This is a genomic window from Amycolatopsis sp. TNS106 (assembly GCF_019330265.1).
Classification (GTDB): Bacteria; Actinomycetota; Actinomycetes; order Mycobacteriales; family Pseudonocardiaceae; genus Amycolatopsis; species Amycolatopsis lurida.
The window spans coordinates 3,529,848-3,545,173 of sequence record NZ_CP024972.1 but is presented as its reverse complement, the minus strand read 5'-3'; the positions used below and the strand labels follow the sequence as shown (position 1 = coordinate 3,545,173).

Sequence of the window (15,326 nt, the reverse complement as noted above, 5' to 3'; positions counted from 1 at the left end):
GGCCGTGCTTGCGTGGTTGTGAAAGCCACTTTCGCAACGCCGGGCACTACTGAGTCCGCCTGACCCGGTCAGGGCATCCGGACGCCATGAACGGTCCTTTCCTTGCGAAATTCGCAAGGAAAGGACCGTTCCTAGCGCGCTGCCGGGCTCTGTCAGGCGGGGGTCCAGAGGGCAGGCACGTTCGGCGGCTCCCAGCCGGGCAGGGACCGGTGACCCTGACGGCACACGTACGCCGCGCCGTTGTGGGTCACCCGGGCACCGGTGGCGTAATCGACGTTCGGCTTCCAGGCGTCGGACGGCACCGACGTGGTCGTCGTCGGCGTGGTGGTGGTCGTCCGCGTCGTGGTCGGACTGGTCGTGGTGGTCGTCGTACCGGTGGTGGTCGTGGTGGGTGTGGTGGTCGTCGTCGGCGGGGTACCGCCGCCACGCGGGTGATCCGACGCGATCGCGTAAGTCGTCCCGCCGAAGGTGAACGTGAAGTTCGACGGCGACGCGATCGGCATGTAGTAGTTCAGCCGGATCTCGACGGTGGCGCCCGGCGCGATGTTCTGCCAGGTCGGCACGGTCACCGCGACATGCTGGAAGTCTCCCTTCATCCCGCCGACGTTGGGCCCGCTGTGGCCCTTGCTCGTGACCGTCAGGCCGAAGCCGGATTGGTCGGACATACTGCCGGGCGCGCTCGTGCCGTAGTCGAACTCGATCTTCGTGCCACCGGGGATGGTGGTGGTCGAATTGTTGGTGATGCGCATCCGCGGGGTGATCGGGTAGTTCGCGTCGCCCAGCGCGAATCCGGTCAGGTTGACGTTCGCGTTCAGCACCGACGACGGCGCGGGACGCGGCGACTTGGCGTTGCCGTACGGGGCGGCTCCGCGCAGGCCGTCGTTGATCTTCGTGATCAGCGTGTCGCCCATGAAGTACTGGCCCTTGGCTTCGTCGAAGGCGTAGTCGCCCGCCAGTTCCCAGATCATGATGCCGCCGATGCCCTTGTCGGCCACGTATTTGGCCTTCGTGGCGAGCGAGGCTTCGTCCTCAGTGGACAGGAACACCTTCTTGTCGTTGTTCCACAGCCACGGCGTCACCATCGTGTTGTCGTAATACCTGTTGTAGGAGCCCGAGATCCGGTCCGTCGGGTCGGTCTTCGGTGTCAGCCCGTACGCCTCCAGGTAGTCCGGCGTGATCTCGTTCTCGAGGTTCTTCGCGTGCCACATCGGGTTCGCGCCCGCGGGGACCTCGCCGCCCGCCAGGCCGAGATCGTGCCAGAGGTTGTCGATACCGATCGCGCCGTTGCCGCACGGCACCGTCGAACCGACGTGTGACCCGGTGCCCGGTGGACACTGTTTCTGGTCGGGCAGCGGAGCCTTGCCCCACAAGCCGTTCGTCCCGCCGGACACGCCTTGCCAGCCGCGGGTGTAGAACCCGACGCCGATGTTGATCCGGCCTGCCTGCATCGCACCGCGGAAGTAGTGATAGGCCCAGTCGGTGTTGAGATAGCCTTGCCCGTCGTACTGCGGTGTCGTGTACACCTGCCAGTGCGCGAGTTCCGCGTCGTTGCCGGAGTCGTAGAGCGCGGCGTTCGGCCCGACGAATTGGTTCCACGCGCCGTGCAGGTCGTAGCTCATCATGTTGGCGTAGTCCAGATACCGCGTGACGCCGTAGACCTCCTGGCCGCGCAGCAGCCAGCCGGACGCGGGCACGGCGGCGGTCAGCAGGTAGTGCTTGCCGTCGGCGGCGCCCGCCCGGTCGAGCTTCTCGCGCAGCGTGCGCATCAGGTTCTCGTAGCCCGCCCAGAGGGTGCCGCGGTTGGCCTGCGCGATCCAGTAGTCGTCCGGGTTGCCGGCGTAGTTCGCCGACGTCGCGTACTCGTAGTCGATGTCCGCGCCGTTGAAACCGTAGGTGCGCAGGAATTGCACGACGGAATCCGCGAAGACGTCGATACCCGCCTGGGTCTGCGTCATCTTGTAGAACCCGCCGGAGGCGTTGCGGGTGCCGTCGGGGTTCAGGAAGCCGCCGGTCTCGGCCCAGCCGCCGATCGAGATCAGCGACTTCACGTTCGGGTGCTGCTTCTTGTACTTGGTCAGCAGGTTGAAGTGTCCCTTGTAGGGCAACGACGGATCCATCTCGGCGCCGGGCACGCCCGGCCATTCCATGCCGATGGACTCGTTGGTCGCGCTCGGCGCGCCGACCGACACCTTGTTCTGCGCGTCCACATGAGCGAACGCGTAGTTGAGGTGGGTGACCTTCGACCACGGGATGTTGTTGACCAGATAGGCCGGTGCGCCGTTCTTTCCGGTGCGCCAGCTGGTGAAGTAGCCGATCACGCGGCGGGAATGCCCTTGTCCCAGGGATTCGCGGCCCGCGGTGTCGTAGACGGTGCAGTAGGGGGTGTCGACGCCGGGTGTCCGGTACAGCCCGTCGGGACGGCAGTCCTCGTGGCCTGCCGCGCTCGACGTGGACGGGGTGATGACGACGATCATGATTCCGGCCAGCGTGATGAGCGACGCCAGCAGGGGGAGTAGTTTCCTGGTTCTCCTTGGCACGCCGAACCTCCGACAGTGGAAGATGGCCCTCGGTCCCAGCAGCTTGAGCCGCTGACCTGCCGCGCGTCAATAGGTGTAGACCAATTTCCATCCGGTGCCGTACGGCGGAGCGTACCTGTGGTTCGTCAGGTCCGGCCTTAGTCGAAGATCGAGGGCCGTTCGGGCGGTGGTGTGTAAGTCAAGCCGGTCAACAGGGTGCGCGGGTGGCCATACTCCCGACCACATCTCGTCAGTGCTATTACGCCATTTCCCTCGACATGGGTATGCGGGCCGATCTTGCCGGGAAACACCGACAGCGCCTCGGCGAGTGTTTCCGCGTCGCAATGGTCCGGGATCCCGAGTTCTGTTTTCAGCAGCCGGTATCGCCGGAACCATTCCCGCTGCCAGTCCCGGGGGTCTTCGGTGTGCTCGATGTCGTCGGCCCAGCCTTCGGGCAACGGCACTTCTTCATGGGGGAGAAGGTATCCGGCTTCGGCCGCTAGTTCGCCGACGGCTTCTTCGGGGACGGAGACGTCGTAGAAGCGGACCAGTTCGCCTTTTTCGGCGATGCACCACGACGTCGAAGCGTCACCGTGACTGGTGAAGTAGAAATGCGCCGTCCCGAATCGGCGGCTCAGTTCGACGCATCTCTCCCGGGTCACCCGGCGCCAGACTGCTTCGTTCGCGCGGACGTTCGCGTACAGGTCGCGTTCTTCCACGATGCCGGGGGGATGCTGGTCCTGTGAAGCGTTGCCGAAGACGAGAGTCCAGCCATCGAGGACCGGGCTGACGTAGACCTGCGCGCACCGCTGGTGCCCGAGGCCGGAATAGTGCCGGCTCCAGATCTCGGTACCCAGCGACATGGTCACCGGTTCCGCGTCGGACAGGCCGAAGGCGTCGAGCACCGCCGCCTGGTCGGTGGTCGGAACGGCGTACCAGAGCTCGCAAAATTCCATCGGGACGGGGACGTCGTCGGCGAGCTTGCCCCGGATCAGGCGGCGGACGAGCGCGAGGTCGTACTCGCCGAGCGCGTCCGGGCCGCCCACGGCGAACAGCAGGGCGCGTGCCGCGTTGCGCAGAACGGGATTCCCGGCTCGCCGGATTTCGCGCAGTTCGGCGAGCTCTTCCGGGCCGGCCTCGTCCAGGTCCCAGGAGTCGAAGTGTTCCCCGGCGGCCAGGGTCTCGGCCGCGGCTCTCATGTCCATGGGGCAGAGGTTATCGAGTGACGACGACGGAAAACTCGTTTCCGTCGGGATCGGCCAGTTCCACCCGGCCGTCCTCGCCGGTGCCGAGGCGGGTCGCTCCGAGCGAAACGAGACGGTCGACTTCCGCCGGCGGACCGCCGAGGTCGAAACGCACCCGGCGTTTCCCGGTCTTGGCGTCGAACGGCGGGCCGCCCCAGGTGATCTTCGGTCCGCCGTGCGGCGAACGGATCGCGGTCTCCTCGCCTTCGTCCCAGACCAATGGCCAGTCGAGCGCCTTGCTCCAGAAGTGGCCGGCTGCCCGCGAACCGTCGCAGGCGAGCGCGCCGACGAAGCCGCATTCGGCGAGGAAGCCGTTGCCAGGCTCGATGACGCAGAATTCGTTGCCCTCGGGGTCGGCGAGCACCACGTGCTCTTCCTCGGGGCTCTGCCCGATGTCGATCCGGCGGCCACCGAGGTCGAGCACCCTCGCGACCGTGTTCCGCTGACCTTCGAGGGACTCGCTCGTCAGGTCGAAATGCGCGTGGTTCTTGCCCGCCTTCAGTTCCCCGGCCGCGACGAAGCGGATGCGGAAACCGGTGTCGTCGGTCGGGATCAGGACGGTGCCGTCCGATTCCCAGCCGAGGATCTCCGCCCAGAAACGCGTGAGACGGTGCGGGTCGTGCGCGTCGAAGCCGAGCGCCTGCAGGGTCGCGGTCATAAGCGAAGCTAGGAGCCGCGGAGCCTGCGACGCAATCGATTAAGTCCGTGAAGGCCTCCTTCCCTACTCTCAGGGTAGGGAAGGAGGCCTTCACGGAACGATCAGCAGGAGACGCCGTTCCGCCCGTTCTCCACCCGCGCGGTCAGCGTCCGCAGGAACGACGGATCCCCGTCCGCGGTCACCTTCACGTCGTACCAGCCGCCCGAAACCGGCCAGTCCACCGTGACCGAACGCCCGGCCCCGACCCGCACGACACGCGTGAACCGCGAAGACGACAGCCGCAGCGTCAGCGCCGAAGTGCCCGAGTTGGACAGTTTGAACTCGACGCCGGAGCGCCAGGTCAGGAAGCGCGTCCGGACATCGACACCCGCGGCGGCTCCGCGACGGTTACCGCGAAGTTCCCACCACGACCGGTTCGGCCCCTGGACGACGACGCGGTATTCGTCACCGGCCAGCCGGACGAGCTCCGGTGCCTCGCCGCGGACGTCGCGGTGCGCGGGCTCGGCGAATTCGCCCTTGTACGGGTACAGCGCGAAATGCGCCGAAGACGAGCCGCTGTTGACCAGCGACAGCGCCAGATTCCCCGACTTGTCCACCGCGCCGGACACCGAAACCTGGTACGGCAGCGGACGCGACGGCCGGTTCCCGGGCTCGGCCACGGGCAGGCTCTGCTCCGCCGGGGCGGACGGCCGCCAGCGGCTGATCGGCGCGGGCACCGGGCCGGGCCGGTTCACCCGCGGCTGACGTCCGGCGCGCGAGAAGTCGAAGGCGCCGGTGAGATCGCCCGCGACGGTCCGCCGCCACTTGCTGATGTTCGGCTCGGCGATCCCCGTCCAGCGTTCGAGGAACCGCAGGACCGAGGTGTGGTCGTACACGGTGGAGTCGACGTTGCCGCCGATCGACCACGGGGAGACGACCGTCATCGGCACACGCGGGCCGAAACCGAGCGGCTGGCCGTTGAAGTGGTCCGCGTCGTTGGCCGCGTTCCCGGGCGGCATCGGCGGCGGCACGTGGTCGAAGTAGCCGTCGTTCTCGTCGAAGTTGATCAGCAGCACCGTCTTGGACCACGTTTCGCGGTCGGACGCCAGCGCGTCGAGCACGCGGTAGATCAGGTTCGCGCTGCCGACCGGGGTGGACGCGCCGGGGTGCTCGGAGTCCTTCGCCGACGGCACCAGCCAGCTGACCGCGGGCAGGCGCCGCGCCTGGATGTCCGCCTTCAGCCGGGTCACCAGCGTCTCCGGCTCACTGCGGTACATGGCCTTCTTGAACAGGTTCCGCTCGGCGGGCGTCAGCTTCGCGACCCCGGCGTCGAACTGCGTCAGCAGCTTGGTGCGCTCTTCGGGGGTCTTCTTGAGCAGGGTGTCGTAGAACTCTTCGGTGGTGCGGAACTTCCCCTCGACCGAAGCGAGGATCTTCGTGCCGACCTTCTTGAACGGCACGAAGTATTCGACGGCGTTGTCGGTGAAGTTGTCCCACTCCTGGTAGATCTGCCACGGCACCCCGGCGGCCTCGAGGCGTTCCGGGTACGTCGTCCAGTCGTAGCCCTTGTGGTCGTAGGAGTACGCGGCGTTGGTGACCGCGCGGTTCGTCGTGCTGCCCGGTTCGAATCCGGTGGTCCCGGTCCACAGGAAGTTCCGGTTCGGGTTGGTGGAGCCGAAGATCGAGCAGTGGTAGGCGTCGCAGATGGTGAAGGTATCCGCGAGTTCGTACTGGAGCGCGATGTCGCGGCGCTCGTAGTAGGTCATGGTGGCCGGCGTCTTCGCCGCGATCCAGCCGTTGTTCCAGCCGCGCGCCCATGCCTTGCCGCTGCCGTTCCAGCTGTGGTCGAGGTCGCCGAGGTACTGGATGTCGTCCGGTTTCCGCCCGGCGAGTTCGGCCGCCTTGCGCACCGAGAACGGCAACACCGTGCCGCCCGCCGGATTCGGCTGCTCGAACACCGAGGTCCCCGACGGCAGTTCGAGCGGATGCGTGTCGGAGAAGCCCCGGACACCGCGCAGGCTGCCGTAGTAGTGATCGAACGACCGGTTCTCCTGCATCAGCACGATCACGTGATCGATGGCGTCGAGTCCGCCCCGCCGCATGGGTTCGGCCATGGCGGCGTGCACGGACGGCGGGAGAAGGGTGGTGGCGGCCGCGGCGCCGGTGGCGCCCAGCAACGTACGGCGTGACAGTTCAGGCATGCCGGAACCTTGACCCAGTAACATGAACGTCACAAGAACCGAACAGGTCGACTCGGCGTCGGTAGCCGGAGGGCCGTGGTTCCCGGGCATCACGACGAAACGAAGGCGGGGAGGCCTCGTGAGACCGGTGTTCGCAGACCCCAGTGGCCGTCGTCGTGTCCTGGCCCGCCGGATCGCGATCAGTGCCGGGGCCACCGCCGGTTACGGGGTGCTTCTCCTCGTCGCATTCTCCGGCGTGCCGGACCTGCCCACCGCGCTGGGACCCAGGCCGATGCCCACGCCGCAGGCGACATCCCCGCCGCCTGTGGCCCCGCCGCCGAGGACTCCGCCGCCGGTGACCCCACCGCCCGCGACCACGCCGGACGAGCCGCGAACGCCTTCACCGCCGGAATCGCGGGAGGCATCCGAGCCGGTCGGCGAAACTCCGCGCACGAGAGCCAGGCCGGTTCCGTTCCGGGCCGCGGATGAGCCCACCCCGCCCGACCCGCGAGAGCCCGCCGCCTCCCCGCAGTCGGGCGGCGACCGCCGCAACGGCCGCGCGCCCGGAGACCCGCCCGGCAAGCCGAAGACCATGCCGCCCAAGAGCGGGCACTGACGTCCGGTTCTCCCCGGTTCGTCGTGCGGTCACTGCGCTGAGTGACCGTCCGGTGGGGTGACCCCGCCGAACGGCCGCCTGCGCGGTAACCTCACGGGCACCAAAGACCGCAGACCCTTGAGGAGGGCCCGTGTCGGCAGGGCAGATCGCCGCGCTGATCGCCGCAGGAGCATTCGTCGTACTCGTCGTGCTGCTGGCGATCGTGCTGTTCAAGCTCGGCCGGACCCTGGACGAGGCCACGATCGCCATCCGCAAGGCGCACGAGAACACCGACCCGCTGCTGATCGGCGCGAACGAGACGATCACGCACGTCAACACACAGCTGGAGCGGGTCGACGGCATCACCGCCAACGCGCAGGCCGTGTCCGGCAACGTGTCCGCGCTGTCGTCGGTGTTCACCGCGACGCTCGGCGGGCCACTGGTGAAGACGGCCGCGCTGTCCTACGGCCTCAGCAAGGCGATCAAGGCCCGCCGCAAGAAGGCGGAAGCGAAAGCCTCTCGTCCGGCGAAGAAGCGGGGCCGCAAATGAAGCGCCTGTTCTGGCTCGGCGTCGGCGTGGTCGCCGGAGTCGCCCTGTCACGCAAAGCGACGGAAACCGCTCGCCAGGCCACGCCGGCGGGGTTAGCCTCGAACCTGGGCGACGCCGTGCGGGAACTCGCGGGCGCCGTCGGTTCGTTCGGTGCGGAGGTCCGCGCCGGGATGAGCGAGCGGGAACAGGAGTTGCACGACATGGTGTCCGAACGGACCGGCTTGAGCACGGCCCCCGTGACCGAGGGCAGGCACGCGGCGTCGTCGCGGCGCCCGGTCCGGCGAGCTCGCCGGGCGGAGGGCTGATCCGGCCGCGTCCGGAAGCCCAGCCCTTCGCCGTTCCCGCCTGTCCGCATTCCCAGCGCGTTCGCGCGAGCCCGTATACAAGGACGATCCCGTGGAAACACACGAAATCACCCAGCGTTTTCTGAGCCATTTCGAGAACAAGGGCCACACGCGCGTCCCCAGCGCGCCGCTGATCCTCGACGACCCGAACCTGCTGTTCGTCAACGCGGGCATGGTCCAGTTCAAGCCGTACTTCCTCGGCGAGGCCCCGCCGCCGTACCCGCGCGCGACCAGCGTCCAGAAATGCGTCCGCACGCCGGACATCGACGAGGTCGGCAAGACCACACGGCACAACACGTTCTTCCAGATGGCCGGGAACTTCTCCTTCGGCGACTACTTCAAGGAAGGCGCCATCGAGTACGCCTGGGAGCTGATCACCAAGCCCCAGAGCGAAGGCGGCTACGGCCTCGACCCGAACCGCATCTGGGCGACGGTCTACGAGGACGACTCCGAGGCCGCGGGCCTGTGGAAGAAGCTCACCGGCCTGCCCGGCGAGCGCATCCAGTCCCGTGACGGCAAGGACAACTACTGGGACATGGGCGTACCCGGTCCCGGCGGTCCCTGCTCGGAGATCTACTACGACCGCGGCCCGGACTACGGCCGCGAGGGCGGTCCGGTCGCCGACGAGGACCGCTACATCGAGATCTGGAACCTCGTCTTCATGCAGGACGTGCGGGGCGACAAGAGCCCGAAGCACGGCCACAAGCCGATCGGTGAGCTGCCGAAGAAGAACATCGACACCGGCATGGGTGTCGAGCGGGTCGCGACGATCCTGCAGGGCGTCGAGAACGTCTACGAGACCGATCTCGTCCGCCCGGTGATCGGCCGCGCCGAGGAGTTCTCCGGCCGCCGCTACGGCTCCGACCACACCGACGACGTCCGCTTCCGCGTCATCGCCGACCACGCCCGCACCGGCGTCCTGCTGATCGGCGACGGCGTCACCCCCGGCAACGACGGCCGCGGCTACGTGCTGCGCCGTCTGCTGCGCCGCATCATCCGCTCCGCGCGCCTGCTCGGTGTGCACGAGCCGGTGCTGCCCGCCTTCGCCGCGGTCGTCCGCGACACCATGGGTCCGACGTACCCCGAGCTGGTCTCCGGGTTCGACCGCATCGAGGACGTCGTGCGCGTCGAGGAGGAGGCCTTCCTCTCCACGCTCACCAGCGGCTCGCGCATCTTCGACATGGCGGCCGAGGAGACCAAGCGCGCCGGTGGTTCGCTGCTGGCCGGGGACAAGGCGTTCCAGCTGCACGACACCTACGGCTTCCCGATCGACCTGACGCTGGAGATGGCGTCCGAGCAGGGCCTGTCCGTCGACGAAGAGGGCTTCCGCACGCTCATGAACGAGCAGCGGCAGCGCGCGAAGGCCGACGCGGCGTCGCGCAAGACCGGCCACGGCGACCTGTCCGAGTACCGCAAGGTGCTGGAGCGCAACGGCGAGACCGAGTTCCTCGGCTACACCGACCTGCAGGCCGAGGCGAAGGTCGTCGCGCTGCTCGAAGACGGTGTGCCGGTCTCCAGCGTCGGCGCGGGCAAGAAGGCGGAGCTGGTCCTGGACCGCACGCCGTTCTACGCCGAGAGCGGTGGCCAGGTCGCCGACACCGGCGTCCTGCTCGGCGACGGCGTCGAGCTCAAGGTCCACGACGTGCAGAAGATCGTGCCGGGCCTGTTCGTGCACCGCGTCGAGGTGACCGAGGGCGAGGTGGGTATCGGCAGCACGCTGACCGGTTCGGTCGACCAGCATCGCCGCCTGTCGATCGAACGGTCGCACTCCGCGACGCACCTGGTGCACGCCGCCGTGCGCGGCGCGTACGGCAAGCGCGCGGCGCAGGCCGGTTCGCTGAACTCGCCGGGCCGCATGCGTTTCGACTTCACCACCTCCGGTGGCGTGTCGGCCGACGTGCTGACCGAGGTCGAGGAGGAGGTCAACGACTACCTCCAGACCAACGTCGAGGTGAACACCTTCGTCACCACGAAGGACAAGGCCCTCGAACTGGGCGCGGTCGCGCTGTTCGGCGAGAAGTACGGCAACGACGTCCGCGTCGTCGACATGGGCGAGTACTCCCGCGAGCTCTGCGGTGGCACCCACGTCGATCGCATCGGCCAGCTCGGCCTGGTGAAGCTGGTGGGCGACTCGTCCATCGGTTCCGGCGTGCACCGCGTCGAGGCGCTGGTCGGCACGGACGCGCTCAAGTACGTCCGCAAGGAGCAGCTGCTCGTCTCGCAGCTCGCGAACACCTTCAAGGTGCCCTCGGAGCAGCTGCCGTCGCGCATCGACGACGTGCTCACCCGGCTCAAGAACGCCGAGAAGGAGATCGAGCAGCTGCGCACCCAGCAGGTGCTCGGTTCGGCAGGCTCGCTCGCGGACAAGGCCGAGGACATCGGCGGGATCGCGGTCGTGGCGGAGAAGCTCGGCGAGGGTGTCGACTCGAACGGCCTGCGCGCGCTGGCTTCGGACATCCGCGGCAGGCTCGGCGCCCGTCCCGGCATCGTCGCGTTGTTCGCCCCGCAAGGCGAGAAGGTCGCCTTCGTCGTCGCCACCACCAAGGCGGCGCAGGAGAAGGGCATCGCGGCGGGCAAGCTCGTCCCGTCGTTCGCCGAGGCGATCGGCGGCCGTGGCGGCGGCAAGCCGGACATGGCACAGGGCGGGGGCACCAACCCGGCCGGGGCCGAGCAGGCCATCGCCTCACTGCGCGCGGCGGTCGCCCAAGTTGGCTGACGACGCCCCCCAGCGGCGCCCGGATCGGCCAGGAGAGGCCGATCCGGGGCGTGGCAGGCGGCTTGGCGTGGATGTCGGATCCGTCCGGGTCGGGGTCGCGTTGAGTGATCCCGACCCCATCCTCGCGAGCCCTCTCGTTACCCTCACTCGCGACGCGGCAGGCGACAAGGACGTCGACCTGCTCGTCGGACTCGTCACGGAACACGACGTGGTCGAGGTCGTCGTCGGCTTGCCGAGGACGCTCAAGGACCGTCATGGCCCGGCGGCCGAAGCGGCGCTGGACTATGCCGAAAAGGTCGCCGCCAGGATCGCGCCGGTGCCGGTGCGACTGGCCGACGAGCGGTTGACCACGGTGACGGCATCCAGGATGCTGTCGCAGCGTGGGGTGAAGGGACGTAAGCAACGTGCCGTCGTCGATCAGGCGGCCGCGGTCGAGATCCTGCAGGCGTGGATCGACGCGGTAGCGGCACATCGCGCACGGAAGGGCGATACATGACCGAGCCCCACGGCCGGCCCGAGCGCCGTCAGGGCGGTAGACGACGGTTGCGGGAGCCTGAGGAGGCCAGCCCGCCACCGGCCCCGCCGCGTCGACGGCCCGAACCTCAGCCGACGGGACGACGGCACGTCCGGCAGGAACCGCCCGAGCCGCCGCCCGTACGGCGTCCGGCGGAAGAACCGCCGCGTGCCCGCCGGTCGCCGGAAGAGCCGCCGCCGCGTGCCCGGCGCGCCGCCGAAGAGCCACTGCGTCCGGCCCCGTCGAGGCGGGTGCCGGAACCCGCGGTCCCGCCACCGCCCCCCGCTCCGCAGCGGCGGTCCCCCCAGCCGGGTGACCGGGGTCTTGGCATGCCCGCCTACGCTCAGGACGAGGCACCCCGCCCCGGCCGGCGCAGGCGCCGTGAGGACGACGGCCCGTTCCCGGACGAGCGGCCGACCGACATCCTCCCCGCGATCCAGGAAGCGCCGATCGCCCGGCGTCCCGGCGCGAACCCCGCTTCGCCGCCCGAGGGCAGCGAAGAGGAATACAACGAGATCTTCGGCGACGACCCGTACGACGACTATGACGAGTACGACGACTACGAAGATTACGAGGACTTCGAAGACGAAGACCGGGCCGAGCCCGAACGCATCGAGGACGAGCGCCCGGAACGTCAGGGACCGCCGCCCAAGAAGCGCAAGAAGAAGCGCGCGCTGGGCTGGATCGCCGCGCTGACCGTGCTCGTCCTGCTGGCCGGTGGTGCCTACTACGGCTTCACCGAGATCTTCGGGTACGACGACTACGAAGGCGCAGGCGAGAGCGACGTCCTCGTCCAGGTGGAGAAGGGCGACTCGACGTCGGCGATCGGCAACCGGCTCCAGGCGGCCGGGGTGGTCGCCAGCGGCAAGGCGTTCGTGAAGGCGGGCGAGGACAACACCGCCGTCTCGCGGCTCCAGCAGGGCTACTACGTCATGAAGACGAAGATGTCCGGTGCCAGCGCGGTCGAGAAGATGATCGCGCCCGCGTCGAAGGTCGGGCAGGTCGAGATCCGGCCGTACACCCAGTTCCACGACATCACCCAGCCCGACGGCAAGGTGACGCCGGGGGTGTATTCGTTGCTGTCCAAGGCTTCCTGCGCCGACCTGAACGGCACGAGCACCTGTATCCCGGTCGAGGAACTGCGCAAGACGATCGAGACCGCGGATCTGGCGAAGCTGGGTGTCCCGTCGTGGGCCGTCGAATCCGCCACGAACGCCGAGCATAAGGACCGGCGGCTCGAAGGGCTGATCGCTCCGGGCATCTACAACATCAAGCCCGGCTGGAGTGCCGAAGAGCTGCTGACGTTCGTCGTCAAGACCTCGGCGGAGCGCATCCTGAACGCCGGGTTGAGCGATCAGTCGAAGGGGGAGGGCAAGACCCCCTACGAGACGCTCGTCATCGCGTCGATCATCGAACGCGAGGCGGTGAAGGCCGACTTCGGGAAGATCTCGCGGGTCATCTACAACCGGCTCGACAAGAAGATGCGGCTCGAGATGGACTCGACGATCAACTACGTCCTCGACCGGCCGACCCTGCTCACCAAACCCGAGGAACGGGAAAAAGCGGGCGTGTACAACACGTACAAATCGGTCGGCCTGACCCCGACGCCGATCGCGGTGCCCAGCGCGGAGGCGATCCAGGCCGCGCTGAAGCCGACCGCCGGCGAGTGGCTGTTCTTCGTCAAATGCGAGAAGAATGGACTCTCCTGCTTCACGGTGACGAACGACGAGCACAACAAGGCCAAGCTGGACGCACAGAGGCGCGGTGTCTACTAAGCGGAAGGCCGCGATCCTCGGGAAACCGGTCGAACACTCGCTCTCGCCCGTCCTGCACGGCGCCGCCTTCCGCGCGCTGGGGCTGGACGGCTGGACCTATGAGCGGGTCGAGATGGACGGTCTCGGGCTGCCCGCGTTCGTCGACGGTCTCGGTCCGGAGTGGACCGGGCTTTCGGTGACCATGCCCGGCAAACGGGCCGCGCTGGAGCACGCCGACGAAGTCACGCCGCGCGCGGCCGCCGTCGGCGCGGCGAACACGCTGGTGCGCCGGGAAACCGGCTGGCTCGCCGACTGCACCGACGTCGACGGGGTCACCGAGGCGCTGCGGATCGCGGGGGAATACTCGCCTGACACCGACGACGCCGCCGTCGTCCTCGGCGCGGGCGGGACCGCCGCCGCGGCCCTCGTCGGGCTGGCGTCGCTCGGCGTGCGGACGGTGCGGCTCGTCGTGCGGGATCCCGCACGGGCGACGGAAACGGTCGAGGCGGCTCAGCGGGCCGGGCTCGATGTCGAGATCCTCCGCTGGGCGGAGGCCGACTTCGGGAAGCTCGCGGCGGATTCGGCGGTGCTGGTGAACACCGTGCCCCCGGACGCCGTCCGGCCGCATCTGACGGAGCTGTCCCGGATCGGCTGCGTCCTCGACGTCATCTACCACCCTTGGCCGACCGCGCTCGCCGAAGCCGTCGCCGAACGGGGCGGACGGCTCGCGACCGGGCTGGACATGTTGCTGCACCAGGCCTTCGGGCAGTCCGAGTACTTCACCGGACAGCCGGCGCCGCGAGCAGAGATGCGGGACGCGCTGCGCGAGGCGACCGGAGGGATTCTTTCTCTGCCGATCGGCTGACAAGCTCGCCCGGTTTCGATAATCTGGCCGACTGCCTTGAGGAAGGAACAAGGGGTCAATGCCTAAACCCGATCGAGACGACTACACCGAAGAAGACATCAACGACTCGTGGGTCGATCAGGCTCCGGTACTGAATTCCACCGTCACGCTGGTCGAATACGACCCGGCGTGGCCCGAGCTGTTCGACCGGGAAGCGAAGCGCATCAGGGGGATCCTGGGGGAGCGCGCGCTGGTCCTGGAGCATGTCGGTTCCACGTCGGTGCCGGGTCTCTGCGCGAAACCGATCATCGACATCATGCTGATCGTCGCCGATTCGGACGACGAAGACGCCTATGTGCCGCAGTTGGAGGCCGAAGGCTACAAGCTCGTCATCCGCGAGCCGGAGTGGGAGAAGCACCGCTGCTTCAAAGGCCCGGACACCAACATCAACCTCCACGTCTACTCGCCGGACAACGGCCAGGCCGAGCGCTACCGGCTCTTCCGCGACCGCCTGATCGCGCACGAGGACGAGCTCAAGCTGTACGAGGCCAGGAAACGCGAACTGGCGTCGCGTACCTGGAAGTACATCCAGCAGTACGCCGACGCCAAGACCGAGGTGATCGACGAGATCATCGAACGGGCGCGCGCCGCCCAGTACGACGGGTTCGCCCGGCTCTACGCGGCGCACGCCGAAAGCAGCAGCACCAACGCCCTCTACGACCGTCCCGCCATCGTGGAGCTGGCCGGGGACGTCGCGGGCAAACGGGTGCTGGACGTCGGCAGCGCGGCGGGTCACCTCAGCGCCTTGCTCGCCGCGAAGGGCGCGGACGTCCTCGGCGTCGACGCCAGCGAGGGCATGGTGGCCGTCGCCAGGGAGAAGTTCGGGAGCGTCGCTCGTTTCGAGACGGCGGACGTTTCGCGGCCGATGTCCTTTTTGGAGGATGCCTCGATCGACGTCGTCACGGCGTCGCTGGTCCTGCACTACCTGAAGGACTGGGCGCCGGCGCTGGCGGAGTTCCGGCGGGTGCTCAAACCGGGCGGGCTCCTGGTGTTCTCGGTGCATCATCCCGCCGAGGACTGGCGCTGGTTCGACAAGCGGAACTACTTCCAGCTCGAACTGCTGGAAGACGAGTTCCCGCCGGGGCAGAAGGTCCGGTTCTACCGGCGGCCGCTGAGCTGGACGTTCGACGCGGTGCGGGACGCCGGCTTCGCGGTCGACCGGCTGGTCGAGCCGATGCCGCAGGAGGCGGCCGCCGAAGCGGACCCGCGGTGGTACGCGAAGCTCCGGACCGAGCCGCGGTTCCTGTACTTCCGGACCGTCCGAGAATCCTGACCAGGTCCAAGTCCGTGAAGGCCTCCTTGAGGGACCCAGAGTCCCTCAAGGAGGCCTTCACGGACGGGCACGCGGAGTGCGAAGCCCCGCAAGTAGGTG

General features: G+C 68.4%; 12 protein-coding genes. 8 read left to right on the top strand and 4 right to left on the bottom strand.

Annotation, left to right across the window (positions count from 1 at the left end):
- Positions 1-152: 152 nt before the first annotated feature.
- From CVV72_RS15695 to CVV72_RS15680, 4 genes are all read right to left on the bottom strand, one after another.
- The gene (locus CVV72_RS15695; protein ID WP_219153111.1) at positions 153-2,537 is read right to left on the bottom strand and encodes a glycosyl hydrolase family 18 protein; all 2,385 of its coding nucleotides are present in this window, start codon (positions 2,535-2,537) and stop codon (positions 153-155) included.
- Between the two features lie 137 nt (positions 2,538-2,674).
- Positions 2,675-3,721 carry a hypothetical protein gene (locus CVV72_RS15690; RefSeq protein ID WP_255632704.1) on the bottom strand — a complete coding sequence of 349 codons (1,047 nt, stop codon included), beginning with the start codon at positions 3,719-3,721 and terminating at the stop codon, positions 2,675-2,677.
- A 10-nt stretch (positions 3,722-3,731) separates the two neighbouring features.
- Complete coding sequence (locus CVV72_RS15685) at positions 3,732-4,418, bottom strand: VOC family protein (RefSeq protein ID WP_219153110.1); 687 nt, start codon at positions 4,416-4,418, stop codon at positions 3,732-3,734.
- Positions 4,419-4,519: 101 nt separating this feature from the next.
- A complete protein-coding gene (locus CVV72_RS15680) occupies positions 4,520-6,598 on the bottom strand; it encodes a phosphocholine-specific phospholipase C (RefSeq protein ID WP_219153109.1) in 2,079 nt (692 codons plus the stop codon).
- A gap of 118 nt (positions 6,599-6,716) precedes the next feature.
- On the opposite strand from CVV72_RS15680, the gene CVV72_RS15675 reads away from it, so the two are divergent.
- From CVV72_RS15675 to CVV72_RS15640, 8 genes are all read left to right on the top strand, one after another.
- On the top strand, positions 6,717-7,193 hold the full coding sequence (locus CVV72_RS15675) for a hypothetical protein (protein WP_219153108.1): 477 nt from the start codon (positions 6,717-6,719) through the stop codon (positions 7,191-7,193).
- Positions 7,194-7,323: 130 nt separating this feature from the next.
- A complete protein-coding gene (locus CVV72_RS15670; protein ID WP_007031187.1) occupies positions 7,324-7,722 on the top strand; it encodes a DUF948 domain-containing protein in 399 nt (132 codons plus the stop codon).
- Positions 7,719-8,027, top strand: a complete 309-nt coding sequence (locus CVV72_RS15665) for a hypothetical protein (protein ID WP_016333063.1) — start codon at positions 7,719-7,721, stop codon at positions 8,025-8,027. Before CVV72_RS15670 ends, CVV72_RS15665 begins: the two co-directional genes overlap by 4 nt.
- Positions 8,028-8,118: 91 nt before the next feature.
- Positions 8,119-10,782, top strand: coding sequence for an alanine--tRNA ligase (gene alaS / locus CVV72_RS15660; RefSeq protein ID WP_219153107.1), 2,664 nt, complete (start codon positions 8,119-8,121; stop codon positions 10,780-10,782).
- A complete protein-coding gene (ruvX, locus tag CVV72_RS15655) occupies positions 10,775-11,278 on the top strand; it encodes a Holliday junction resolvase RuvX (protein WP_219153106.1) in 504 nt (167 codons plus the stop codon). Before alaS ends, ruvX begins: the two co-directional genes overlap by 8 nt.
- 347 nt (positions 11,279-11,625) lie before the next feature.
- Positions 11,626-13,071 (top strand): endolytic transglycosylase MltG, encoded by a 1,446-nt coding sequence (gene mltG / locus CVV72_RS15650; RefSeq protein ID WP_219153105.1) that lies wholly within the window; start codon positions 11,626-11,628, stop codon positions 13,069-13,071.
- Between the two features lie 13 nt (positions 13,072-13,084).
- A complete protein-coding gene (locus tag CVV72_RS15645) occupies positions 13,085-13,915 on the top strand; it encodes a shikimate dehydrogenase (RefSeq protein ID WP_255632779.1) in 831 nt (276 codons plus the stop codon).
- A gap of 58 nt (positions 13,916-13,973) precedes the next feature.
- A complete protein-coding gene (locus CVV72_RS15640; RefSeq protein WP_219153103.1) occupies positions 13,974-15,227 on the top strand; it encodes a GrpB family protein in 1,254 nt (417 codons plus the stop codon).
- Positions 15,228-15,326: the final 99 nt, after the last annotated feature.

What these genes read in the sequence shown, in the direction of transcription:
- CVV72_RS15690 (WP_255632704.1), bottom strand. Translation starts at nt 3,721, where the DNA reads ATGGACATGAGAGCCGCGGCCGAGACCCTGGCCGCCGGGGAACACTTC.
- CVV72_RS15685 (WP_219153110.1), bottom strand. Translation starts at nt 4,418, where the DNA reads ATGACCGCGACCCTGCAGGCGCTCGGCTTCGACGCGCACGACCCGCAC.
- CVV72_RS15680 (WP_219153109.1), bottom strand. Translation starts at nt 6,598, where the DNA reads ATGCCTGAACTGTCACGCCGTACGTTGCTGGGCGCCACCGGCGCCGCG.
- CVV72_RS15665 (WP_016333063.1), top strand. Translation starts at nt 7,719, where the DNA reads ATGAAGCGCCTGTTCTGGCTCGGCGTCGGCGTGGTCGCCGGAGTCGCC.
- mltG (WP_219153105.1), top strand. Translation starts at nt 11,626, where the DNA reads ATGCCCGCCTACGCTCAGGACGAGGCACCCCGCCCCGGCCGGCGCAGG.
- CVV72_RS15640 (WP_219153103.1), top strand. Translation starts at nt 13,974, where the DNA reads ATGCCTAAACCCGATCGAGACGACTACACCGAAGAAGACATCAACGAC.